Raw genomic sequence first — 23,764 nt, 5'->3', positions numbered from 1 at the left:
TATTTAGGCAGACAACCGTTCGGTCAGCTGCAGGATTTCGTTGATTTCGGCCGGGCTGAACACGCCACGGATGCCCTGTGGGTGAATGACCGTGAAGGGGGTGTTGATGAGGTCTTTTTTCTCCACCTTTTCGCGCTCGATGATGAAGTTCTTCAGCAGGTTGAGGAACGCCATCTGCCGGCTGCTGAGCGTGGTGTGGGCGCGGATGAATTGGGCGAAGGCCGCGCTGACCTCGTCCGGGAAGCTCTTGAGCACTTCTATGCCCAGGATATGGCGGATGAACTGGATAAAGCTCGCCTTACGGTTTCTATAGACCTGGCGCAGTAAGTTTTCGGTGATATGCGGATGCTCTTCGTGGAGTATGTGGGCTAGCTCATAGGACTCATCTGCACTCACTGCTTCACCGTTCTTGATCTTTTGCAGCACTGGGTTGCGCTCGGTCAGTTCCGCAATCAGGCTTTCTACCATTTCACGGTAGCGGGTGATGCTAACGGCCTCGTGCTGCGGGCCGAATTCCACCCACTCCTTCTTGTGCAGTTCATCGGCCAGATCAAGGTGGGTTTGCTCCTGGCCAGTGCTCTGCTCTCGAAATTTCATCAGCGGGCCGAGTTTGGCGACCATATTGTCTAAGACGTCTTCATCGGCCTTGGCCCAGTAGTGGCTGGTTTGCGCGGCGCGGATCATGGTTTCTTCCTGCTTCACGAAACTGACCGAGAGCGGCAGCTCGCTGATCTGTTCGACGATGCCCTCCTTGATAGTTTCCGCTTGTCCCTTGTCTTCGTTCAGTATGGCCAGCGAATATTCGAGCAGGTCGCGCTCGAAACGCATGGCCTTGAAGTCGGCCTCGGAGACGGTGCGGAACAGCGGCTTGATTTCCGCGCGCAGGAATTCCAGTTGGTCGTGGCTGAGGCTGATCCAGAAGTTGTCGTCGTCCAACCTTGCTAGGGCAGCGGCGGCCTCCTTGATCACCACGGATTCCTTGGGCAGCGCAGTAATCTGCAGGCGGAGCTTGGTGATTTCACGACTGGCAATGTCTGCATGGCCGCTGTCGTTGGCCTTCTCGATCTTGTCGAGTCGCAGAGCCACCAGTCGCACCGGCAGCGACAATTGCGGCTTGAGTTCTTTGCCTTTGGGGTTGAGCTTGAAGTATTCGAAGTTGTCCCAGCAGTCGAGGATCAAAAACACATCTTTCTCCAGGCACCAGGGCTTGGGCTTGCTGGTTTCCAACAAGCGCGTGCCGCGCCCGACCATCTGCCAGAACTTGGTGTAGGAATAGACTGGTTTGGCGAACACTAGGTTGACGATTTCGCGCACGTCGATGCCCGTGTCGAGCATGTCCACGCTGATGGCGATGCGCGGCATGTCGTTGTTGGTGAACTGGTCGAGCAGACCGCCTTTGCCGTAGACGCGCGGATCGTCCGACACCAGCACCTTGGCCAGCTCGCCATTGTGCTGTGGGTAGAGCTTGTCAAAGATTTCTTCCATGCGCCGGGCGTGCGCCTTGGTGGCGCAAAAGAAAATGGTCTTGCCTGGCAGCACGCCGTTGGCGTCCTTGATGGCTTCTTCCATGAACTCGCGGACGATCAGGGTGTTGGTGCCCTTGTTGATGACCTGCTTTTCGAGCTGGGTGCCTTCGAAATTGATGTCTTCAACCTCTTTGCCCTGCAGGATCAGCTTTTTCTGGTCTTCCAACGAAATGGTGCGTTTGCTAATGCCCTCCATCTGGAACTTGGTCTGGATCTTCATTACCTGGAAGTTGGAGAGGTAAGGCGGTACGTTGTTCACGGCTTCTTCGAAGGTGTAGGCAAAGGTCGGCAGGCCGTCGTCACAATGAAAAAGCTGAAATGTGTTGTGATCGATGATGTCGGTTGGCGTAGCCGTCAAACCCAAGGTGATGGTTTTGAAATAGTCGAGTACTTCGCCGAAGGTGTTGTAAATGGAGCGATGGCTTTCATCGACGACGATGAAATCGAAGAAGTGTGGCGACAGGTGCTGCGTCTCATCCCGAATGATGTTGAGCATCGTGGGATAGGTAGCAACGTAGATGCGTCGGTCCGTGGCAATCAGCTTTTCGCCCATATTGGGCCAGCGCGGCTCGTTGGGCATGTGCTCCTTGAAGGCCGCCAGTGCCTGCTCGCGCAGGGCAATACGGTCGACTAGAAACAACACCTTCTCGGCGTGGTCCGCGCGCATCAGAGCATCGACCATGGCGATGCAGGTGCGGGTTTTTCCGGTGCCAGTAGCCATCACCAGCAGAAAATCGCGCTTTTTCTGCTCGATGCCTTCGAGTACGGAACGGATGGCGCGGATCTGATAATCACGACCTGCAATCGAAGTGTTGATGAACTCTTGCGTCAGCGGCTTGCGATTGCGGCGAATATAGGCGAAGCGCTCCAGATCGTCGCGCGTGGGGAAGCCGATGACCTTGCGCGGCGGAGCGTTTTCCAGATCCCAAAAGTAGATATTGTGACCGTTGGTGTAGAAGCAGAACGGCAGTTCGCCGCCCAACTGCTTTTGAATGTTGTAGCAGTACTGCTTGGCCTGCTCGCGGCCTGTGGCGGCGTCTCGGCTGGTCTTCTTGGCCTCAATGACGGCCAGCGGCTTGCGATCCTTGCCCAGCAAAACGTAGTCACTGAATTGATGACCTTCGTAAGTCGTGCGTGGTTGAGTCACGCCGATGTTGAACTCTTCAACCACCTGTGTGGGGTCTTTGACGTTCCAGCCAGATTGCGCAAGCTGCTGGTCTACAAGCTCTGATCTTGTTTGCGCTTCCGATTGAAACATTCTTTATCGCCTCTTCCAATTTAGCGACTGTGAGATCAAGCCGTCGGCGGATGCACCGCCCAGAGCTACAGATTTGCGCATGGGCAGCTGGAGCTGGTCTGTTCGGATTTGGGTGTTCATCTAGGTCATGGATACCTCTGCCCATACAGAACGACCGAGCCTACCCTGCTGCAGCTAGCTGCTGATTCTAACGTAACTGGGTGCAATTGATCGCAGTTTGAGCAAGTTAGCCGTGCGCGCCTTTACGGAGCCATGCGCCCCTTCTCACGTCCATTTTTTGACACAAGCATCTCAGTGTTGCGTCAGAGATGGATACTGCGCCCGCAGGCAGAATGACGTTGCATGCGGTTTATTCCAGGGAGCTCGCCCAGATGATGTTTTGTAGTGGCTTCATAAGTTGGCCACTCCCTGGTAGAGCAAGGTATGGATCCCACCTTTGAAGCGGTTAGGGCACATGCATTAGCAATGTCCGCACATGCCTGAGTTGAGACTACAATTGTGGGGCAGTGAACCGCTCAAGAGGAGAATTGCATATGGCTGAATCTATGCAGGCCGCATCAATCTATGCGGCGTCTAGCCCACGCTCTGCTGGCGAATTTCCTGATAGCAGTTCCGACGAGCTATGGGTGGCTGATATCAAGGCATGTTCGCCTGGCGGCAAGTGTCAGGTGTTCAAGGATGTAATGTTTGTTGAGTCCAACGGGGCCGCCTTCATTTTCGGGATCGAGCACAAGGATGGCCGACCACGCGGCGTCAAAGCGGAGCTGGCTGAACGGCAGCAGCTTTTCATCGACTTCTTGCGAAAGCAAAACGAAATCAGCGATTTGGCCATGGGAGGGTTGAGGCTTTTTCAGGGCTCGGAGTACGCTAGCGAAGCCAGGGCTACAGCGGCATACATGATCCATCGAGAGCATCTGACAGACCTTGCTCTAGGCTATCGAAATCGTGAAGGTGAGTACGTGCGTGAAAAGTTTGATCACGAGCATAGGTTTCTTGAGAGCGCCCGCGCTACGCTGCCTTTCGACGAGCTGTATCGTTAGCTCATGGCCTGGACGGTTTTTGTCCTTAGGGGGTATCAGACATGCGTCAATCACTAATTGATTCCATCGGCCGTGAATGCGCCCTCAAACTGATGGGCGATGCCGTGTTGCAAGCCATTGAAGAAAACAACAGCTCTAGGATTTTGCGCAAAGCAAAAACTGCCGAAGTGGTTGATAGCGTACAGCGCGTCGGCGGGGATGGCCGCCAGGCTCTTCTGGTTGCTGCTCCATCGCCGGCATCTCGAACGCTCAGCAAAAAAATCCCTATTGCCTAATGAGTCTGGACCTGGTTTGGCAGCCTCTCGCTGAGCTAGGGGGTCCACAGAATTCGGGGAAATCGTACGTTAAGCCCTGTCTTATTGATTTTATGTGATTTATAAAATACATCCGGTCGATGGTCGAAATCAAACAAACTGCTACTTTCATGACTTCGGAAAGCAAGCTAAAGGATCAGCGGGCAAAGGCCGCAACTGCCGCCCGCATCTTCCGCTTGGCGAAGGGCTACTTGGCGACGTGTCACCAGTCGGTCAGGGAGTAAGCGAGTTTAGGATTCACTATGGCCCTGGCTATCGGGTGTACTTCCAGCAGCGCGGGACGGAAATCGTCATCCTGCTATGTGGTGGAGACAAGAGCAGCCAGTCGAGGGACATAGAAACGGCGAAACACCTAGCAGATGAATGGAGGCCGCAATGACCGAGCCAATTTACGCCTACGGCCCCGCGCAAGCGCTGGACTGCCCGGAGGCGATAGCGGTGTTCATCGCCGACGCCCTGGACACTTGGGACGCCGCCTATATCGCTAAGGCTATGGGAGTGGTTGCGCGCGCCAAGGGGATGACAGAGCTGGCCAAGGAAACAGGGCTGGCCAGAGAGCAACTTTACAAGTCGTTCAGCGAGCACGGGAATCCTACACTGAAAACCATGCTTGTAGTGATGCGAGCGCTCGGAGTTGATTTGACCGCCCGGCCGCATGCGCAATAGGAACAAGCCCGATTGAAGTAAACCCTATGTAGGTGCTAGGCCCGCACTCTGCGTAAAGTCAGGATAGGGCCGCTCCCGGCGCTTCTGATGCTTCGCCAGCAACCTCTCTTTCCTCAACCTGACAGGTTGCATGATTAACGTACGATTTTGTACGTATTCTCTAATGTCTCCAGCTTGAGGGTTTTGAATTCAGATAGTCGCTACTCGGGCTTATGAGTCTCAAAAGGCGCAGGTTCAGCCGCTGCTGGAGTAGGTCTACGTACCCCAAGCTCCGTCAAAGTATTTACCCCATTTGCCTGCAAAACTGATTGAAGCGTCGTGCGTGTCACGAATGCGGGTAAGGAAAGGGTGACATCGTCCTGTTCGTCAATGAAGTGCGGTTCTACTGGAGAGGTGGGCTTCATTCTTCTGCTCATGTACCTGTGGTGGGAAAGACCGCCGCAGTCAAACTGCGACGGTGCCAGTAAAGCCTAATCCCGCGGTGGACTTTTGTTAACGAAGTCCGAAATTTCATCAGAACGAGCGCTCAAACTATCACCCTCAAACAAAGGGCTGTCGCCAGCTTGCGACTTTTTGCTGCTTTCATCAATTGCCGTTGCTAGCCTTCCCCCCGCAGTGCCTGCTATCGCGGCACTTGCCTGGCTGCTCAAGCTGTGACCCACATGATCGGCAATAACCGATCCTGCTTGAGCCGCCAGCCTTCCGGCGGTCGCCACTCTCGATGCGTAGCCCGATTCCTGCCCACTGCCTGAGCCCATAGCCCGTGCGAAAGCCGAAGATCCTACGCCGCTAGACGTCGGCTCGTCGCCGGAATCCCCCATGAAGCTACCGCTGTCGTTTGAAGTGCTTTCCATACTTGCCTGAGCCGATTTGAAAGCTGCGCTGAGTGCCGAAGCGCCTCCTGCTAACTCATTAGCTCCCGCCAGTGCGGCACTTCCTGCTGACGCTACTGCTGATGCCGCCATTGTGGCTGCCCCCAGCGCGGCTCCAGCACCGAAGCTGCCGATCCCTGAGGCTTGCCCGCCAGCACCGACGATGCCAGCCAGCATGGGTGGAAGCTTGTTGACCAGCGTGAGCAATATCACGGAAGCCACAAGCAGTACACAGAGGCTATTCAGGTCGGGCGTTCCAACCTCAAATGCCTTGTAGTACTGGTCCAGGAATGACTTACCTACGCCTATCAGAAACGTCATGGTGAAAAGCTGGATGCCCACGCCAAGCACGGTTTTATAGAAGTTGATGGCTATATCCGAGGTCCAGCGGCTGCCGCCAAATCCTAAGAGGAAGATACCTGCGTAAGCGAGCAACCATGCCGATACGAGCAACAGGAGCATATTGACCGCGATCAGCGCCAGTATCACCAGCACCACGATAGCGGCGGCAAGCATCAGCGCTGTAACTACCGGATACATCACCGACGAGGATTCCCCGACCCTCGTGAGGATATTGAAACCAATGTCTATGATGCTCGATGGCGACAAACCGCTACCTAGCCCAGAAGCGTTTGCACTGATGGCGCGCATGGTATCGATGATGGCTAGAGATATAGCTGGGCCATTGACAAGTAGCCACCAGAAGAATCCCAACGTACCGAAGAAGCGGATGGTCTCGGCAAAGAAAGCTTGTATATCAGCGCTCCTGAGTACCATCAGACCATAGGTCCAAGCCATGCTGATTAATGCTAATCCCCAAAACAGCCATGATGCTTTATCTGTGATCTCGGATCGCCAACTGACCGCAACCGTCGAAAAGCTATCGAGGATTTTGTTGAGCATGTTACCGCTGTCTAGGCTGGCTGCCTGAGCGGTATGACTGAATACCAGTGTGATGAGCAATAGGTAGATGGCGGATAGCTTCTTCATGAGTCACCATTTCCTGTCTGTGCTTTGGGTGTTTCCATGCCCTAGGACGCAACCTGCATCTGCGGCGGGGCCGTTCCGCTGTAACTGCCGCCCATCTGACCCATGGCATTCGGCGGGCTTGGCGTCGTTCTGTGCATCGCAACCGCTCATGAGCAGTACTGCGAGGGCTATACCGAAGATAAGTCGAATAGGTAGGCTCATTTCCTCACCACTCCTTGTCGCTGCTTTTGCTATTGCGACCCGCAAGCGCTTTGTTACTAGCCGCAAGCCTTTTAGCATCACGATCAGCTTCAATCTGTGCGCTGGTTGCGAGAGCATTTTGCTGAGCGATTAGCAGGCTGCGAATTTGTAGAAGCTGGTTCGTTTGAGCGCTGGCCAGCTGATTGGCGGATTGAATCGCCTGCATTTGGCCTGTGGCATTGGTCGCCGAACGCTGTAGGCGTGCAAGGGTGTCTGCATCTGCTTGCAGGGTTCCCTGTTGGTTCGAGACGCTGGTTAAAAGGGCGTCGTTTGCCTTTTTACGGGCTGTGGTGGCTTGGCTCTGTGCATTGGCGATAGCCTCCTGGTCTTGAGTCGTACAAGTATCCGCACCTATGCAGGGTGCTTCGTCGTAATGAGCTGTGTCCTGGTAGCGCGAAAGGTATTGTTCAAGGCTCCCTGCTTGCGTTTTGTAATAGCTGAGTGTGTCCTGCGCTGCGAGCAGCTTGGAAATCGTCTGGTCCGCTTCGCTCCAGATATAGGCCGCAGGCGCCACGGTGTTTTGCAGCATGTTTTCATACTGCTGTAATTGGGTCGTGTATTGCTCAATCTGCTTGGTCACCGCTGCGACGTTTTGGATAGCGCTAATGGTCGCTTGGCTTGTATTAGCAGCGTCAATCACCGGGATGCCAGCGAGGGCGACGTGGAAGGGCAGGGCAACAATCAGCCAACTGGTTTTTCGTATGGCTCTTGGCGTGCTCATGTGGACTCCAAAAGGAAAAGTGAAGTACGGATTTTTTAGCCGCTAAAATTTCAGTGCCTGAACCAACCGGAGCATTTCGTCTTGGTTGGCCTCTATTCGCTTTAGAAGAGCTCGCACGACACCGGGCGTCCAAGCAACGCCGCAGGTGGCTAGCTTGGGGTCATCGGTTAGCCACAGCTTCAGTAATCCACCAAGTCTGCCTTGGTCGGCGTTTACCTTTACGAGCTGCAGGACGTATTCAGAGTCGAGCGTGCTCTTGATCTCGTAACCGAGGCTCAGTCGCCTTAGATATTCCGCAACCGTCAGACTGACATTCGCTGCGTTCTCTTTAATGATTTGCTCCTCTCCAGGTAGTACCGGCACCCGAAGATGCTTTCCGTGTTTTCGGGTGTATTCCTGCCGACTGTCAGAACTCATTATCTAACCTCCTTCTGGTGTCCATAACGTCGCGGTAGCGGCTCGCCTCGCAGAGCAAGACAGCATTGAGTGCCGCAGGCGCGAATACGCGAGAGTGAAATTGGCAAACCGACCTGTCGGTTGGCTAACTTCACCTATCTTGCCCCATAAATTTCCGTTGTTCTTTCGGTTGGCTAAGGTTGCTCAGCTCAACAAAAGGCAGTGCTGGAAGCGAATAATTAAAAATTGTTCACTGGAACAACGGCCTTGGTCGGTCCCGCATCAGAAATCGCCACTATTGTTTGCCTCAGCAGTACTTATGTTTGCTGGCGCAACGTTTAATTGTCTGTGCCTGAGTGGTCCGCTAGAGGAAATACGATTATTCGAGTATGGCGACTAAATGCTTGATAGCCGAAGTTGACCACGCCCTCGTTCCGTAGCGTTGTCCAGATACTCAGCAGCGAGTAACCATTCTGAATAGCTTCTAGGATTTCCTGTGTATGTATTACGACCACTGCTCGATGCGCAGAGGGGCTACTTGGGTCGGCACTTTTGATTACCCGCTCGGCGATTCGAAGGCTTAGAGTTTTCATTGTTGTCTCCCGAGATTATTAACTTGATTTGAAGGACCTGTCGGTGTCGCACGGTGGTGAAGTCGTCAATTAGGCCTACAGATCTGTTCCTTTAATTTCTTCAAACTTTCTAACGCTACACTCGACCGCTCTGCTGACTTGACAGTTGAGGTGTCGACAGATGGAGCGGGTGAGTCGGTATCCAGTGAGCGGGCTGCGTGTGATGTCGAAACTGGTACTGGAGGCAACGGTTTAAAATTGTACTCGCCGTTTTGGTAGCGTTTTATCACCCCGTGAAGCCAGCCGAGTTGGGATTTATTTATGACTCCAGACCTGACAGCAGCGCAAAAATCGTCGAGCATTCTCTGGCGGTCGCACGGTGCTACCTGCGCCAGGGCCTTGCGGACCTGAATCTGTGTCTCAGCGAGCATCGTGGCCGAAAACCTCAGGTCCTCAAGGACTTCGTCGCTTTTCTGAATCGTGGCAGTAGTAGTTTTTTTGCTTTTTGAGTTTTTTGTTTTGTATGTATTTATAAGGCCATGCTTTCCCGAAGGCGGCTGATCCGAGTTCGGGTTTTCCACATCCGGTATTTCGTCCGACTTTTCCAGTTTCTCAAATCCACAGGGCGTGTCCCTGAGGTTCCATTCAACCCCGTCATACTGCCCAAGCGCATTGTATGCTTGCTGGATATCTAGATACCCAGCGGCTTTCAATTCATCTATTCCCGAGCGAACAGCCGTGATGCCGTCTTTGCAATGCTTGGCCAGGAATTCGATGCTGAGATACCTTGGGTTGGGCGGTAGCGAGAGCAATAGCGACAAAATCCCTTTCGCTTTAAACGTGATGCTCTTTTCCTTAAGAATATGGTTTGGAATTATGGTGTAGCCTTTTTCAGGCTTTGATCTGTCCACTTTCAGCGTGATGCCCATGACATCAATCCTGGTCTAAGGCTTTTGCTACTTCCGAGGTTCGGAAGTAAACCCTTCTTCCTATCTTTACCTTGCAAGGTAAAAACTTGCGAGAAACCTCATTGTCTCCGCAAAGGCTAAGGCGCAAACCATCTTTGCTTCTCAGCAGAATTTCGGCTAGCTGCTCAATGGAGAGCAGAGGTGCACCATGGTACTTATCTTTAATGTCTTGTTCGGTGCTCATAAGAGTGCTCCAGGTTCATAGATTTAAAATAATCCTAAAGAAGTTTCGAAGAGCTTGGAAGAGGTTTTGGTTAGTTGCTGACATAAAAAATAAAATCTCTTTAATTTCAAGGTGTTAATAATTGGTGTTTCGATATATCGGTTGTGTTTTGCTGCGGCTTTATTGTTTTTTGAGTGGTGAATTAGATGTGCCTTTGTAATTTGCCGGTTGGCTGTGGATTTTAGCTGCTAAAATTATCGATGTTTGTGTTCGATATATCGAAAGTTTAGGCTTGCGGTGAGCTGTGTTTAGAATTGGTTTAGCTAAACTTTCAGCGTTGGGCGTTTTTTAATTTTATCGATTTTCTTTACTAGGTCTTCGGATCGGAGGTGCGTGTATCGCTTTAGCATTTGCATGGATTTATGTCCGCTTATTGCAGATACTTCTTGATCGGATAAGCCGCCCTCAACTAACCGGCTCACCGCCTCATGCCTCAAGTCGTGAAATCTAAAGTCTGACAACTTGAGCTCTTTAACCAGCAGTCCCCATATCTTGGTAAAAGCATAAGGCCGACGTTTTCCGTCCTTGCCTGGCTCGCCAAAGAACACCAGATGGCAATCGCTTGGCCTGGCTGGGTTAGCCACAGCGGCCTTGAACAGCTCTGTAGCGCGTCTGCTCAGGGGGACCGTTCGCTGGCCATCGTTCTTTGTATCGACGAGTTTTACAATGCGTCGTTCTAGATCGAGCATAGACTTGCGGAGTGTGCTGATCTCAGCGGAGCGCATGCCCGTCTCCAAGGCGATACCCACGATCCAGCCCAGCATCGGATTGCTGTGTTTGTTCACTGCGGTTATCAACCGCCTTTCCTCATCGGCAGATAGTCGACGATTGCGGCCTTCGCCGGGGCTTGGTTTCCGAATGTTCAGGACTGGGTTGAAGGTAAGGCCCAAACCCCACTCCTGGATAGCTACGGTGAACAGGTGGCTCAGCAAAGCAAGCTCCAGGCGCACCGTATTGTTGCTTGTGGTTCCAGCGCGCCCTTTCTCGTTTAGACGCTTGTCGCGGTAATTAGCAATGATTTCAGCAGAGAGGGCCGCAAGCGAATACTTGCCCAGATGCTCTGTAAGCTTCTTGGCTTTCGAAATCTCGCCGCGTTGGGTGGTGGGCTTCTTGGTAGGGGTAATGTCGTTGAGGTAGCGCTTGAGAGCTACTTCTAGCGTCATGCGCTCAGAGCCGCTGCGCTGGATGTATACGCCACGTACCATTTCGTCTTCGGTACGTCGTGACCAATCCTCCGCATCGCGCTTGGTGCGGAAGGTTTTGGCTACTGTCGGCCAGCCGGTTTTGCGGATCAAAGCCTTCCAGGTGCCGGAAGGGGTTTTGACTAGTGTTGCCATCTGAAAGGACTCCAAAGGTGTACTGGCGCACCAGCACTGTACCGATTTTGTACCTTCGGACCATAGGACTGTATTTGTGGAGAACCACCCAGAAACACGAAAGCCGCGCAATGCGCGGCTTTGAAGTTGGTGGGCCCACACGGACTCGAACCGTGGACCAAAGGATTATGAGTCCTCTGCTCTGACCAACTGAGCTATAGGCCCTCAGTAGGTCGCGGATTATAACGATGGTTTCTCTACTGTGCTATCCGAAAAATCCTCAATGCTCCTGCGAAGGAAGGTCGCCGCAAAAAGCTCGGGCGGTAGCGGCAGGCTGACAATGTAACCCTGCATCTGTTCGCAGCCTTCAGCGGCCAGGAAGGCTTGCTGCGCGGGGTTCTCCACGCCTTCTGCGATGATGGTGAATTGCATGCTGTGGCCCAGGGCGATGATGGCGCGCACGATGGCGGCGTCGTGGGGGTCGTCAGGTAGGCCGCGGACGAAGGACTGGTCGATCTTCAGGAAATCCAGGGGCAGGCGCTTGAGATAGCTGAGGGACGAATAGCCGGTGCCGAAATCGTCGATCGCCAGCTGTACGCCCAGGCGCTTGAGTTGGTGCAGGACTGCCAGCGCTTCTTCGGCCTGGCTCATGATGAAGTTTTCAGTGATCTCCAATTGCAGGCAGCCCGGCTCGAGGCTGTAGTCGCGCAGTAACTGTTCGATACGAGCCAGTAAACCAGGGTGGCGCAATTGCGCGCCGGCGAGGTTGACCGATAGTGGGCCAAAGTCATCGAAAGTGGTTTGCCAGGTGTGCATTTGCAGGCAGGCCTGTTCCAGGACCCAATCTCCAATCTGCAGGATAGTGCCGTTCTCTTCGGCGAGGGCGATGAAGTGTTCGGGCGGGACCTCGCCAAACATGGGGTGCCGCCAGCGAATCAGCGCTTCGGCGCCGATCAGTTCCTGGGTCGCCAGGCTCAGTTTTGGTTGGTAATACAGGCTCAATTCATCACGCTCAATGGCGCGGCGCAATTCGTGCTCCAACGCTACGCGCTCATTGGCCTGTACAGTCAGATCACGGGTATAGCTTTCGACTCGGTTACGCCCCTTGGCCTTGGAGCGGTACATCGCGGCGTCGGCGTTCTTGACCAGGGTGGCCACGTCGGTACCGTCCTGGGGGTACAGGCTGGTGCCGATGCTGGCGCTGATGAAGAACTCGTGTTCGCCGGCCTGGAACGGTGGGGTGAAGCAGGCCAGCAGCTTGTTGGCCAGTTGCTCGGCGTCGCTGGCGTGTTGCAGGCCGGGCAGCAGGATGATGAATTCATCGCCGCCCAGGCGCGCGACGGTGTCGATGTCACGCAGTTGCTCCTTGAGGCGTACGGCGATGTCTTTGAGTAGCAGGTCGCCGATCGGGTGGCCGAGGCTGTCATTGATGTGTTTGAAACGATCCAGGTCGAGAAACAGCACCGCGCCTTGTTTGCCGGTTTCCTGATGGCCGTTGAGGGCCGCCTGCAGCCGACTTTCAAACAGCATGCGGTTCGGCAGGCCGGTCAGTGGGTCGTGGTGCGCCTGATAGTCGAGGCGCGCCTGGGCCAGCTTGAGGCTGGAGATGTCGGCAAACACCGCGACAAAATGCGTGATCAATTGATCGCGGTTGCGCACGGCGCTGATGGTCAGCCAACTGGGGTACAACTCGCCGTTCTTGCGGCGGTTGGAGATTTCGCCCTGCCAATGACCCTGGGCCGTCAACTGGTGCCACATGGCGGCATAGAAGGCGCTGTCATGCAGGCCGGAGGCGAGCAGGCGCGGTGTCTGGCCCAGGGCTTCGGCTTCACTGTAGCCGGTGATCTCGCTGAAGGCGCGGTTGACGGCGCTGATGTTCTGGCGCGTGTCGGTGATCAATACGCCCTCGGCGGTACTCTCGAATACCGTGGCGGCCTGTTGCAGTTTTTCCTGCATCAGCTGGCGCTCGGTGATGTCCCGGGCGATGGTGAGCATGCAGTCTTCACCGGCGATCGGCAGTGGGCGGCTGGAGACTTCGCACAGCCGGATCTGCCCGTCGCTGCGGCGTATATGGCAGATGAAGTCACGCACGTATCCATCTCGATGCATCAACTCCAGCATGTGCTTGCGTTCGTTAAGATCGACCCAGATGCCCAGGTCAAGGGTCGATTGGTCGAGGGATGTCGTGCTGTTGAAGCCGGTGATGCGACTGAAACCATCGTTCACTTCAATCAGCAGGCCATCTCGCTGGCGGCTCAGCAGCAAGCCATCGGGAGAGGCGTGGAAGGCCTTGGCGAATTTCTCTTCGGAGATTTGCAGTTGTTGCTGGGTTTCCTTGAGCTGGGTGATATCGCGGACCACCACCACAATGGCTTCAGTGGTGTCGAGTTGAAACGGTTCGGCGGAAATCAGCCCGATAAAGGCCTGGCCATTGCTGCGCAGAAAGGGCATTTCCAGGTTGCGAATGCTGGTGGTTTGCACGCGTTTCAACAGATCGGTGCCGATACCGGGGATGCCCCAGATATTCAGGGCGGTCGCGGTTTTTCCGATCACCTGCGCGGCTTTCAGACCCACTTGGTCCTCAAATGCTTTGTTGACCTCAAGCAGGCAGCCATCGGACAGTCGCGCGATCACCAGGATGTCCGGGCATTGCTGAAACACGGAAGCAAACTTTTGCTCGGAAAGCTGCAGCGCCTCTTCAGTGCGTTTGGTTTCGCTGATGTCGATCATCAAGCCCCGTAACACTGGCTCATGGCCATGTTCGATCAGGCTGACAATGTCGCGCACCCAAAGGCAGCGGCCGTCCGCCGTGATCACCCGATAGTCGATGCTGTGGTCGCGGTTGGCGCGGGTTTCCCGGTAGCAATAGGCTTCGGCGCGGATGAGGTCGGCGGGGTGAATGATGTTGCGCCAGAAGCCCGGAATCAGCCAATGGGCGCGCGGGTAACCGAGCAGATCTTCGGCGTGGGGTGACACATAGCTGTAGGTGAAATCGGTAACGCTGGCTTCCCAGGCGATGGCGGACAGGCTCTCCACCAGGCCGCGATAATGGTATTCGCTGCTGCGCAGTTCCTGTTCGAGGGCGACGCGGCGGGAAATTTCCGAACTCAGCCGGCGATTGATCCGAATGACGATGGCCAAAACGGTGCTCAACAACAGCACGGCGGGCAGGCCGTACATCAGTAGGTCGGTCCAGAACGTACGGTGATCGGTGAGGCTGCCCACCCAGCGTTGCTGGATGGCTTCGGTTTCGGCCGGGCTGAGGTCGGCGAGAACCTTGTCCAGGATGCTCACCAGTATTTTGTTGTCCCGTGGTACACCCATCGCCAATTGATAGCGGTACGGCGTTTCGCCACTTACGTACAGGCCATCGAGCTTGAGCTGGCGCAGACTCCAGACGCTTGACGCGAGGTCGCCCACCACGGCGTCGACTTCGTCGGTGGCCAAGGCCTGCAGCGTCGAACTGACATTGGGCAGGGCCACCAGGTTGAGGTCTGGATGATGGGTGCGTAGCAGTTCATGGGGAGCATAATTTTCCACCACGGCAATCTTCAACCCATAAAGGTCTTTGAGGTTGCGTGGTCGGGCGCCGCCTTCATGGGCGAGGATGACAATGGGAAAGTCCAGGTAAGGGCGGGTGAATGCCATGAAGTCCTGGCGTTCGGGGGTAGACATGATGCCCGGCAGCAGGTCGAGTTGGTTGTGGCGTGCCTGCTCCAGCAAGGCACTCCAATTGACCGGCTCAATCAGTTTGATCCTGACCCCCAGGCGTTCCTGGATCAGGCGTACGTAGTCCGCCGCCAAGCCTTGGTAGCGGCCCTCTTCATCACGGTATTCGAAGGGTGGCCAGGAGGCGTCCACCCCCACGCGCAACTCCTGATGGTCCGCCAGCCAGCCACGCTCATCATCGCTAAGAGTCAACGCGCCAGCCGTTGCGGTCCAGGTCAGCAGCGACAGCAGTAACACAGTCGGCAATCTGGGCATAACGGTCTCGTTATGGCACGGGGAATGTTTCGAGTGTAGACGGGCATTGCGGGGGAGGGGATTTGCGCGGGATTTTATCTGTACAAAGCAAAACCCCCGGCCTGGGCCGGGGGTTCTGGTGTCACTCGTCGAGGAAGGAGCGCAGATGCTCGCTTCGCGTCGGGTGGCGCAACTTGCGCAACGCCTTGGCTTCGATCTGACGGATCCGCTCGCGGGTCACGTCAAACTGCTTACCGACTTCCTCAAGGGTGTGGTCGGTATTCATGTCGATGCCGAAACGCATGCGCAGTACCTTGGCTTCACGGGCAGTGAGGCCGGACAGTACGTCGCGGGTCGCTTCTTTAAGGCTCTCAACAGTGGCGACATCGATTGGCGACTGCATGGTCGAGTCTTCGATGAAGTCACCCAGGTGGGAGTCTTCGTCATCACCGATCGGGGTTTCCATGGAGATCGGCTCTTTAGCGATCTTCAATACCTTGCGGATTTTATCCTCAGGCATTTCCATGCGTTCGCCCAGCTCTTCCGGGGTCGGTTCGCGACCCATTTCCTGCAGCATCTGCCGGGAAATGCGGTTGAGCTTGTTGATCGTCTCGATCATGTGCACCGGAATACGGATGGTGCGGGCCTGGTCGGCGATCGAGCGAGTGATCGCCTGACGGATCCACCAGGTGGCATAAGTCGAGAACTTGTAGCCGCGACGGTATTCGAACTTGTCCACAGCCTTCATCAAGCCGATGTTGCCTTCCTGGATCAGATCGAGGAATTGCAGGCCACGGTTGGTGTACTTCTTGGCGATGGAGATCACCAGACGCAAGTTCGCTTCAACCATCTCTTTCTTCGCGCGGCGGGCCTTGGCCTCACCGATCGACATGCGACGGTTGATGTCCTTGATCTCGGCAATCGTCAGACCGGTTTCGGTCTCGAGTGCGGTCAGCTTCTGCTGGCAACGGATGATGTCCGGCTGCAGGCGACCAATGGCTTCAGCGTACTTCGCCTTGCCTTTGGCCAGGGCGTCGCTCCAGCTTTCGTCCACTTCGTGGCCCGGGAACTGGCGCAGGAAGTCGGTACGCGGCATGCGCGCATCACGGACACAGAGCTGCATGATCGCACGCTCTTGTGCACGCAGACGCTCAAGGGCGCTACGAACCCGTTCAACCAGGCCTTCGAATTGCTTCGGTACCAGCTTGATCGGCATGAACAGCTCAGCCAGCGCCAGCAGCTCGGCAATTGCCAGCTTGTTGGAGCGACCGTGCTTTTTCAGGGCCTTGCGGGTGATTTCCATTTGATCGGAAACCGCGCCGAAACGCTGGGCAGCAATGATCGGGTCTGGGCCGCTTTCGACTTCGTCTTCGTCGTCGGTGCTGGCTTCGGCATCGTCGTCTTCGGTGTCATCGTCCGCTTTCGCGGCTTTGGCATCGACAGGCGGCGGTACTTCGGCGGCAGGCGGCGCGATGCCGTCGTCCGGGTCGATATAACCGCTCAGGACGTCGGACAGGCGGCCACCTTCGGTGGTGACGCGAGTGTACTCGGAGAGAATGTGGTCAACCGTGCCAGGGAAGTGCGCGATTGCGCCCATCACTTCACGGATACCCTCTTCGATACGCTTGGCGATTTCGATCTCGCCTTCGCGTGTCAGCAACTCGACGGTACCCATTTCACGCATATACATGCGCACAGGGTCAGTCGTGCGACCGATGTCGGTCTCCACCGCGGCCAACGCGGCAGCGGCTTCTTCAGCGGCTGCCTCGTCGGTATCGGCGTCGGCCAACATAAGGGCGTCCGCATCCGGAGCACTCTCGTGTACGGGGATCCCCATGTCATTAATCATGCGGATGATGTCTTCCACCTGCTCTGGATCTGAAATATCCTCAGGCAGGTGATCGTTGACCTCTGCGTAAGTCAGATACTTCTGCTCACGACCAAGGGTGATCAACTCTTTGATACGAGACTGCTGTTGCGCTTTTCCGGACATAACACCCTATCCACTGAAGGTCTTGGCGGGCAAAAAACAAGCCGAGGATTATACCCGAGCTATGACCTCACACGCCAGCTGAGGTCGGGTTTGATGCGGAAACATTCTGTTTTAAGAGGTCGCGCATCTGTTTTGCTATCTGAATTTGCTCTTCAGCCGATAATCCCGGCTGTCTTGCTCTCTTGATGAGTTCATCGAGGGTCTGCGTGTGCTGGCCCGCGGATAACCTAGTAATGGTGTCTAAAAACTGTTGTTCAAGGTTATCGCCGTCAATTAGCCACTCCTTTTCCGCGAGCGCCTTCAACAAACGACCCTGTTCTGTGCCATGCCAGCGAGCCATCAGCTGAATGGAGTTTAGCTTAGGATTTTTCTGCACGGCCTCGATCAGTGCGATCAGCACCTGAGCGTAGGTATTGCTCGCGTTGGCAAAATGGTCGGCGCTTTCAACCTTGCTCGCTAATTGCGGGTGGTGGATAAGCGTGCGCAGGGCAATCAGCGTGGGAGCTTCTACGGCGACCGGTGTGCGAGGCGCGTAGGCCTCATCGCGATCACCGCGCTTGCCGTTTTTGCTCCAGGGTTTCTTGTCCCATTTCTTGCCGCCGGCACCGGGCTTCTTCGGCGTCCATTCCTGCTGGGGGGCATACGCCTCCTGGGGTTGATGGAAGTCGGCATAGTCCGGCATGGCGTCATAATCCATGCCTGGGTCGTAGGCGGGCGGCGCGTCCTGCGGTGCGCTGTGCACCAGCTGGCTGACGGCCTCGCCACTCAGTCCTGTAATTTCCAGCAGGCGTTGGCGCATCAGGGTGCGCAGGTTCGCGCCTGGAACCTTGTCGATCAATGGTGCCGCGAGGGTGGCCATGTGGGCCTTGCCTTCGAGGGAGCGTGGGTCGGCTTCTTCGGTCAGTTGCTGGAAGAAATAATCCGCCAACGGCTGCGCATGTTGATTGATGCGGGCGCGGAATGCGTCGGTGCCTTCGGAGCGCACCAGGGTATCCGGGTCTTCCCCTTCGGGCAGGAACAGGAAGCGCGCGCGGCGCCCATCCTGCAGGCTCGACAAGGTGGCTTCGAGCGCGCGCCAGGCGGCGTTGCGGCCGGCCTGGTCACCGTCGAAGCAGAACAGCACGCTTGGCACGACGCGAAACAGGCGCTTCAAGTGTTCTTCGCTGGTGGCGGTGCCGAGGGTGGCCACGGCGTTGCGCAAACCTTGCTGAGCCAGGGCGATCACGTCCATATAGCCTTCGACCACGATGATTTCATCGAGGTTTCGATTGTTCTTGCGCGCCTCGAACAGGCCATAGAGTTCCTGGCCCTTGTGGAATACCGGGGTTTCCGGGGAGTTCAGGTACTTGGGCTTGTCATCCCCCAGCACTCGGCCGCCGAAGGCGATGATGCGACCACGGCTGTCGCGGATCGGGAACATCACGCGGTCGCGGAAGCGGTCGTAGCGCTTGCCGGTCTCGGCGTTCTCAACCAGGAGGCCGGCGTCGATCATGGCTTTTTGCTGCAGGGTATCGCTGCTCAGGTGTTTGTAGAGGTTGTCCCAGCCAGGTGGGGCAAAGCCGAGGCCGAAGTCGCGGGCGATTTCGCCGGTCAGGCCGCGCCCTTTCAGGTAGTCGACGGCGGCCTTGCGCTGCGGATGGCTTTTAAGGGCCTGACGGTAGAAGTCGGCAGCGGCAGTCAGCAGCGGGTACAGCGGCGAGTCGGTGGGTTGCCGTGGTTTATGCGGGCGGCCACTTTCTTCGCGGGGGACTTCCATGCCGGCGGCTTTCGCCAGGTCCTCGATCGCCTGGGGAAAGTCCAGGTTGTCGTGGTCCATCAGGAAGCCGAGGGCGTTACCGCCTGCGCCGCAGCCGAAGCAGTAGTAGAACTGCTTGTCGGGGCTGACGCTGAATGACGGGGTTTTTTCCTTGTGGAACGGGCAGCAGGCTGTGTAGTTTTTGCCAGCTTTCTTCAATTGCAGGCGCGAGCTGACAACATCGACAATGTCGGTGCGGTTCAGAAGGTCGTCAATAAAGCTCTGGGGAATCAGCCCTGCCATGGCGTTCTCGTCATCACTGCGTGTAAATGAGTGCCCGTGAAGTGCTCAAGCGCACGTATCGAATGGCTTGACCATCAATCGTCTGCTTGGGCTGTCAGGAAGTGTATCTGCCGAACATTCACTGACGTTAGTTTCAATCAGTGTGTCGGCCTGGAAATGTTGCCCTCGAGTCCGGCGCTGGCCAATCGTGGCCTCGGATGCTCGTCGCTGGGCACAGCCGATACAGTTGATCGTCTGCTTACAAAATGAGTGTGCTCGTCAGTAGCCTTGTTAGGCTCGTCAGAAGAGACGTGCACCGCTGGCAAAAGAGCCAGTCCTGACGTTTGAAGCAGGTGTATCAGTCGCGTGTGCGGCGTCAACGATGAAGCATCAAGCGATATCCGCAAATGCCAACAGCCCGGCTGAGGGCCGGGCTTGGCAGAAGCTTGCTACGAACGTCTGTGTATTAGTACAGACGAACGGCGCGGCGCTGTTCGCGCTGAACTTTCTTGGCGTGACGCTTAACAGCGGCTGCTGCTTTACGCTTACGCTCAGAAGTTGGCTTCTCATAAAATTCGCGGCTACGAACTTCAGCCAGAACACCGGCTTTTTCGCAGGAGCGCTTGAAACGACGCAGAGCTACGTCGAAGGGTTCGTTCTCTTTTACTTTGACGGCTGGCATCCAGAGCTACCTTCTTTCATTACCGGGAATCAACGTTCTCGTCGCAAAAAATTCGCGGCTGAGGTCGTCGGTTTTTAAGGGTTGCGGATGTTAACCCCTCATTGGCAGGAATGCAAAGCCTCTGATCGAAAACCGCTAGTCGGGAGGGGGAGTGGCGACTATTATGCGCGCCTTCGAATTCAGCCTCTACAAGGCGCAAACCCATGCTAGTACTGGGACTTGAAACCTCCTGCGACGAAACCGGTGTCGCACTTTACGACAATGAACGCGGGCTTTTGGCCGATGCGCTGTTCAGTCAGATCGACTTGCATCGGGCCTATGGCGGCGTTGTGCCGGAGCTGGCCAGTCGTGATCACGTCAAACGTATGCTGCCGTTGATTCGCCAGGTGTTGGACGAGGCCGGTTGCGTGCCGACCGAGATCGATGCGATTGCCTATACGGCGGGCCCCGGATTGGTCGGAGCCCTTCTGGTTGGCGCCTCTTGTGCCCAGGCGCTGGCTTTTGCCTGGGGCATTCCGGCCCTCGGCGTGCACCATATGGAAGGCCATTTACTGGCGCCGATGCTGGAAGAAAACCCGCCGCAGTTCCCGTTCGTCGCTTTGTTGGTTTCGGGCGGGCATACGCAGCTGGTCCAGGTCGACGGAATCGGTCAATACACGCTGTTGGGCGAGTCCTTGGACGACGCCGCCGGCGAAGCTTTCGACAAGACCGCGAAGATGATGGGCCTCAATTACCCGGGTGGGCCGGAAATCGCCCGCCTGGCCGAAAAAGGCGTTGCCGGCCGCTATACGTTCCCGCGCCCGATGTGCGATCGCCCTGGCCTGATGTTCAGCTTCAGCGGCTTGAAAACCTCCGCGTTGAATACCTGGCAGCACAGTGTCAGCGCCGGGGACGACAGTGAGCAAGCCCGTTGCGACATCGCGCTGGCGTTCCAGCAGGCCGTGGTGGAGACTTTGACCATCAAGTGCAAGCGCGCCCTGAAACAGGCCGGCATGAAGCGCCTGGTGATCGCCGGTGGCGTCAGCGCCAACAAGGCGTTGCGCAGCTCATTGGAAAAGATGCTCGGTGATATGAAGGGGGATGTGTTCTACGCCCGCCCTGAGTTCTGCACTGACAACGGCGCGATGATCGCCTATGCCGGTTGTCAGCGCCTGCAGGCGGGGCAGCACGAAAGCCTGGCGATCAGCGTGCAGGCGCGCTGGCCGATGGAGCAACTGCCGCCCTTGTAAGTGTGCAACGTGAGTCGGGCTCATTGGCGGTATTTAAAAATGCCGTTCGCGCCCGGCAAACAGGTCGCGTAGATTGCCCCGGTGTCGCCAGACGATCAGCAGTGTCAGCACACTCATCGGCAGCAGCGCCGCCGGTTCCTGCCAGGCCAGCAACGGCAGGGTGAGCGGTGTGGCGATCAGCGCCGCCAGCGAGCTGGTGCGGGTCAGGTAGAACGTCAGCAGCCAGGCGAGCACGGCCAGCAACGCCGCCGGCGGGTAGATCCCCAGCAGCATGCCGGCTGCCGTGGCGACACCTTTACCGCCGCGAAAACGGAAGTACAGGGGAAACAGATGGCCGAGGACGGCGCACACGCCCACCCAGGCCTGCTGCTGCAGGGTCAGGCCGGCGAGGCTGGCGATCAGTACGGGCAACAGGCCCTTGCATACGTCGCCCAGCAGCGTCAGTACGGCGAGCTTCTTGCCGGCCAGGCGCAACATATTGGTGGCGCCGGCATTGCCTGAACCACTCATTCGCGGGTCGGGATTTCCCGTCAGGCGGCTGAGCAAAATGGCGAAGGAGAGCGAGCCGAGCAGGTAGGCGAGAATCGCCAGTGACCAAAACATGCTAACTATTCCGGGCGAGGACGCCCTGATTCTAACGGGGCATCGCGCCCTTGTCGTGCTGCGGAGAAGAGCTTGGACAGAGTGTTTATCGAAGGCCTGGAAGTCGACACCGTGATCGGGGCCTACGACTGGGAGCGCGGGATCCGTCAATGTCTGCGCCTGGACCTGAGCTTCGCTTGGGATAACCGCCCGGCTGCGGCTGGCGACGACCTGGCCCTGGCGCTGGATTACGCCAGCGTGTCCGCGCGGATCCAGGCCTTTGCCGAGCAGTCCCAGTACCAGCTGGTCGAGACCTTTGCCGAACGCCTGGCCGAAGTGCTGATGAGCGAGTTCCAGATTCCCTGGCTGCACCTCAAGCTGACCAAACCCGGCGCAGTGCCGGCTGCCAAGGGTGTAGGCGTGGAGATTGAGCGCGGATGTCGCTGACTCAGGTTTACCTTGGCCTCGGTAGTAATATCGAGCGCGAGCCCCACCTGCGCGCCGGGCTCGACGCGTTGGCGAGTTTCCTGACGGATATGCGCTGCTCGGCGGTGTTCGAGAGCCAGCCGGTGGGCATCAAAAGCGGGCCATTCTTCAATCTGGTGGTGTCGGCCTATACCGACCTGTCATTGATGGAGTTGGATCGTCGGTTGAAATCCATCGAGGCTGACAATGGCCGCTATGCGCCGGATCGCAAAGGCCTGCCGCTGGATATCGACGTGCTGCTGTACGGCGAGTTGGTGGGTGACTTCGATGGTTTGATCCTGCCGCGGGCGGAGATCCTGAAAAATGCCTTTGTGCTGTGGCCGTTGTCGATGATGGCGCCGGACCGGGTGCACCCTGAAGCGGGCAAGACGATGGCTGCGTTGTGGCGTGACGCTCAGATTGATCAGGTGCTGGCGCCTGTCGGGTTTGAATGGCAGGGCCAGCAACTCACCCCGGACTCGCTCCTACAAGGGTTTGTGTAGTTCCTTGTAGGCTTTGAGTGCCCTGAGTCGTTCACGCTTGAGCGCCTCGCCCAACTCCGGCCCCTTGAATCCCTGCTCAAGCAGTGGCGCCACGGCAACCTCGCGCGCTGCTTTCGCCGCGCCGCGTAAGTAATCCGCCTGTGGATAACTTCTTTGCTCCAGTCCCTTGCGGCCTCGGGCATCCATTTCGCAGGCGACCACAAACTCCTCAAAGCGCTGTGGCCTGCGGTATACGTCAAAACTTTGCAGCAACTCCAGCAGCGTCGAGGCTTTCAGCTCCTGCGCACGATGACCATGGGTGTGATATTGGCCCACCAGCAGCGCCAATTCCTGGCAGTCCCTCGGCACTTTGAAGCGTTCATTGACGAGCGTGATGAGCTTCAAGCCTCGATGCTCATGAGCAATGTGCTGCGGTAACTTATCCACAGGCGTCAGGCCCTTGCCCAGGTCATGCAGCAGGCAGGCCCAGCGTACGGTCAGGGGCTGTTTGTGCAACGCAGCTTGTTCCAGCACGCTCAAGGTGTGCACGCCAGTATCTATCTCGGGGTGATGGGCTTCGGGTTGTGGCACGCCAAAGAGTGCATCCACTTCCGGCATCAAGATCTTCAGCGCATTACAGTCCCGAAGTACCTGGATAAACACCTGGGGCTGATCTTCCATCAACGCCCGAGAGATTTCTTTCCAACTGCGCTCCGGCGTCAGGGCTTCCAATTCGCCGGACTCGCTGAGTTGACGCATCAGCTCCAGCGTCTCCGGTGCTACCGTAAAACCCAGGTGTGCATAGCGCGCGGCAAAACGGGCGACACGAAGAACTCGGAGGGGATCTTCGGCGAATGCAGGGGAAACGTGACGAAGTATGCGGGACTCAAGGTCGCGCTGGCCGTGATACGGATCAGTCAGGTTACCGTCGTCGTCTTCGGCCATGGCGTTGATGGTCAGGTCGCGACGGATCAGGTCTTCTTCCAGCGTCACCTCGGGGCTGGCGTGAAACACAAAACCACCGTAACCCCGACCACTCTTGCGCTCAGTGCGGGCCAGGGCGTACTCATCGCCGTTTTTCGGGTCCAGGAACACCGGGAAGTCCGAACCCACTGGCTTGAAACCCTTGGTGAGCATTTCTTCGGTGCTCGCGCCGACGACCACGCGGTCGACATCGGTGACCTTGATGCCCAGCAGGCGGTCACGCACGGCGCCGCCGACTTTGTAGATTTTCATGAAAAAGCCTCCA

The 23,764-nt window shown here is 56.6% G+C and carries 21 protein-coding genes and 1 tRNA gene; 7 read left to right on the top strand and 15 right to left on the bottom strand.

Annotated elements, in window-relative coordinates; translation table 11 throughout:
* Positions 1–3 precede the first annotated feature (3 nt).
* Positions 4–2,697 carry a DEAD/DEAH box helicase family protein gene (locus J3D60_RS18570; RefSeq protein WP_253492306.1) on the bottom strand — a complete coding sequence of 898 codons (2,694 nt, stop codon included), beginning with the start codon at positions 2,695–2,697 and terminating at the stop codon, positions 4–6.
* Between the two features lie 620 nt (positions 2,698–3,317).
* Between J3D60_RS18570 and J3D60_RS18565 the strand changes: the two genes are divergently transcribed.
* The 4 genes from J3D60_RS18565 (at position 3,318) to J3D60_RS18550 (ending at position 4,804) form a co-directional block, all read left to right on the top strand.
* Positions 3,318–3,824 carry a hypothetical protein gene (locus tag J3D60_RS18565; RefSeq protein ID WP_253492304.1) on the top strand — a complete coding sequence of 169 codons (507 nt, stop codon included), beginning with the start codon at positions 3,318–3,320 and terminating at the stop codon, positions 3,822–3,824.
* Positions 3,825–3,865: 41 nt separating this feature from the next.
* A complete protein-coding gene (locus J3D60_RS18560) occupies positions 3,866–4,099 on the top strand; it encodes a hypothetical protein (RefSeq protein WP_253492302.1) in 234 nt (77 codons plus the stop codon).
* Positions 4,100–4,193: 94 nt separating this feature from the next.
* Entirely contained in the window at positions 4,194–4,517 is a 324-nt protein-coding gene (locus J3D60_RS18555) for a type II toxin-antitoxin system RelE/ParE family toxin (RefSeq protein ID WP_253492299.1), read from the top strand.
* A complete protein-coding gene (locus J3D60_RS18550) occupies positions 4,514–4,804 on the top strand; it encodes an addiction module antidote protein (protein ID WP_253492295.1) in 291 nt (96 codons plus the stop codon). Before J3D60_RS18555 ends, J3D60_RS18550 begins: the two co-directional genes overlap by 4 nt.
* A 470-nt stretch (positions 4,805–5,274) precedes the next feature.
* On the opposite strand, the gene trbL is transcribed toward J3D60_RS18550, so the two are convergent.
* The 12 genes from trbL to rpsU all read right to left on the bottom strand — a co-directional run bounded on the left by trbL (position 5,275) and on the right by rpsU (position 19,757).
* Entirely contained in the window at positions 5,275–6,666 is a 1,392-nt protein-coding gene (trbL, locus tag J3D60_RS18545) for a P-type conjugative transfer protein TrbL (RefSeq protein ID WP_253492291.1), read from the bottom strand.
* Positions 6,667–6,871: 205 nt separating this feature from the next.
* Positions 6,872–7,627: a P-type conjugative transfer protein TrbJ gene (trbJ, locus tag J3D60_RS18540; RefSeq protein WP_253492288.1), complete on the bottom strand. Its 756-nt coding sequence runs from the start codon at positions 7,625–7,627 to the stop codon at positions 6,872–6,874.
* 42 nt (positions 7,628–7,669) lie between these two features.
* Positions 7,670–8,044 carry a conjugal transfer transcriptional regulator TraJ gene (traJ, locus tag J3D60_RS18535; protein WP_253492286.1) on the bottom strand — a complete coding sequence of 125 codons (375 nt, stop codon included), beginning with the start codon at positions 8,042–8,044 and terminating at the stop codon, positions 7,670–7,672.
* A 317-nt stretch (positions 8,045–8,361) separates the two neighbouring features.
* Positions 8,362–8,616, bottom strand: coding sequence for a TraK family protein (locus J3D60_RS18530; RefSeq protein WP_253492284.1), 255 nt, complete (start codon positions 8,614–8,616; stop codon positions 8,362–8,364).
* Between the two features lie 65 nt (positions 8,617–8,681).
* Positions 8,682–9,524 carry a helix-turn-helix domain-containing protein gene (locus J3D60_RS18525; protein ID WP_253492282.1) on the bottom strand — a complete coding sequence of 281 codons (843 nt, stop codon included), beginning with the start codon at positions 9,522–9,524 and terminating at the stop codon, positions 8,682–8,684.
* Between the two features lie 4 nt (positions 9,525–9,528).
* The gene (locus J3D60_RS18520) at positions 9,529–9,747 is read right to left on the bottom strand and encodes a DNA-binding protein (RefSeq protein ID WP_191998801.1); all 219 of its coding nucleotides are present in this window, start codon (positions 9,745–9,747) and stop codon (positions 9,529–9,531) included.
* 302 nt (positions 9,748–10,049) lie between these two features.
* Positions 10,050–11,123 carry a site-specific integrase gene (locus tag J3D60_RS18515; RefSeq protein ID WP_253492280.1) on the bottom strand — a complete coding sequence of 358 codons (1,074 nt, stop codon included), beginning with the start codon at positions 11,121–11,123 and terminating at the stop codon, positions 10,050–10,052.
* A 127-nt stretch (positions 11,124–11,250) separates the two neighbouring features.
* A tRNA-Ile gene (locus J3D60_RS18510) sits at positions 11,251–11,327 on the bottom strand.
* Between the two features lie 15 nt (positions 11,328–11,342).
* Positions 11,343–15,086, bottom strand: a complete 3,744-nt coding sequence (locus J3D60_RS18505) for an EAL domain-containing protein (RefSeq protein ID WP_253492278.1) — start codon at positions 15,084–15,086, stop codon at positions 11,343–11,345.
* Between the two features lie 121 nt (positions 15,087–15,207).
* Positions 15,208–17,058 (bottom strand): RNA polymerase sigma factor RpoD, encoded by a 1,851-nt coding sequence (gene rpoD, locus J3D60_RS18500; protein WP_027605925.1) that lies wholly within the window; start codon positions 17,056–17,058, stop codon positions 15,208–15,210.
* Positions 17,059–17,125: 67 nt separating this feature from the next.
* A complete protein-coding gene (gene dnaG / locus J3D60_RS18495) occupies positions 17,126–19,096 on the bottom strand; it encodes a DNA primase (protein ID WP_027605924.1) in 1,971 nt (656 codons plus the stop codon).
* Positions 19,097–19,541: 445 nt separating this feature from the next.
* Positions 19,542–19,757 (bottom strand): 30S ribosomal protein S21, encoded by a 216-nt coding sequence (rpsU, locus tag J3D60_RS18490; RefSeq protein ID WP_002551877.1) that lies wholly within the window; start codon positions 19,755–19,757, stop codon positions 19,542–19,544.
* A 203-nt stretch (positions 19,758–19,960) separates the two neighbouring features.
* Here rpsU and tsaD point away from each other — a divergent pair, with 203 nt between their 5' ends.
* Entirely contained in the window at positions 19,961–20,986 is a 1,026-nt protein-coding gene (tsaD, locus tag J3D60_RS18485; RefSeq protein ID WP_065938230.1) for a tRNA (adenosine(37)-N6)-threonylcarbamoyltransferase complex transferase subunit TsaD, read from the top strand.
* Between the two features lie 33 nt (positions 20,987–21,019).
* On the opposite strand, the gene plsY is transcribed toward tsaD, so the two are convergent.
* Positions 21,020–21,589, bottom strand: a complete 570-nt coding sequence (plsY, locus tag J3D60_RS18480) for a glycerol-3-phosphate 1-O-acyltransferase PlsY (protein ID WP_065925396.1) — start codon at positions 21,587–21,589, stop codon at positions 21,020–21,022.
* A gap of 72 nt (positions 21,590–21,661) precedes the next feature.
* On the opposite strand from plsY, the gene folB reads away from it, so the two are divergent.
* A complete protein-coding gene (gene folB / locus J3D60_RS18475) occupies positions 21,662–22,015 on the top strand; it encodes a dihydroneopterin aldolase (protein ID WP_046069798.1) in 354 nt (117 codons plus the stop codon).
* A complete protein-coding gene (folK, locus tag J3D60_RS18470; protein WP_027605919.1) occupies positions 22,006–22,536 on the top strand; it encodes a 2-amino-4-hydroxy-6-hydroxymethyldihydropteridine diphosphokinase in 531 nt (176 codons plus the stop codon). The genes folB and folK overlap by 10 nt, the downstream gene beginning before the upstream one ends.
* Here the strand turns inward: folK and J3D60_RS18465 are convergent.
* Complete coding sequence (locus J3D60_RS18465; RefSeq protein ID WP_253492276.1) at positions 22,519–23,751, bottom strand: multifunctional CCA addition/repair protein; 1,233 nt, start codon at positions 23,749–23,751, stop codon at positions 22,519–22,521. The two genes, folK and J3D60_RS18465, sit on opposite strands and share 18 nt — an antisense overlap.
* Between the last annotated feature and the right edge of the window lie 13 nt (positions 23,752–23,764).

This window comes from Pseudomonas sp. S3E17 (assembly GCF_024168685.1).
GTDB classification, from domain to species: Bacteria; Pseudomonadota; Gammaproteobacteria; order Pseudomonadales; family Pseudomonadaceae; genus Aquipseudomonas; species Aquipseudomonas marginalis.
The sequence above is the reverse complement of the archived record's forward strand: the minus strand, read 5'-3'. Positions and strand labels throughout refer to the sequence as shown.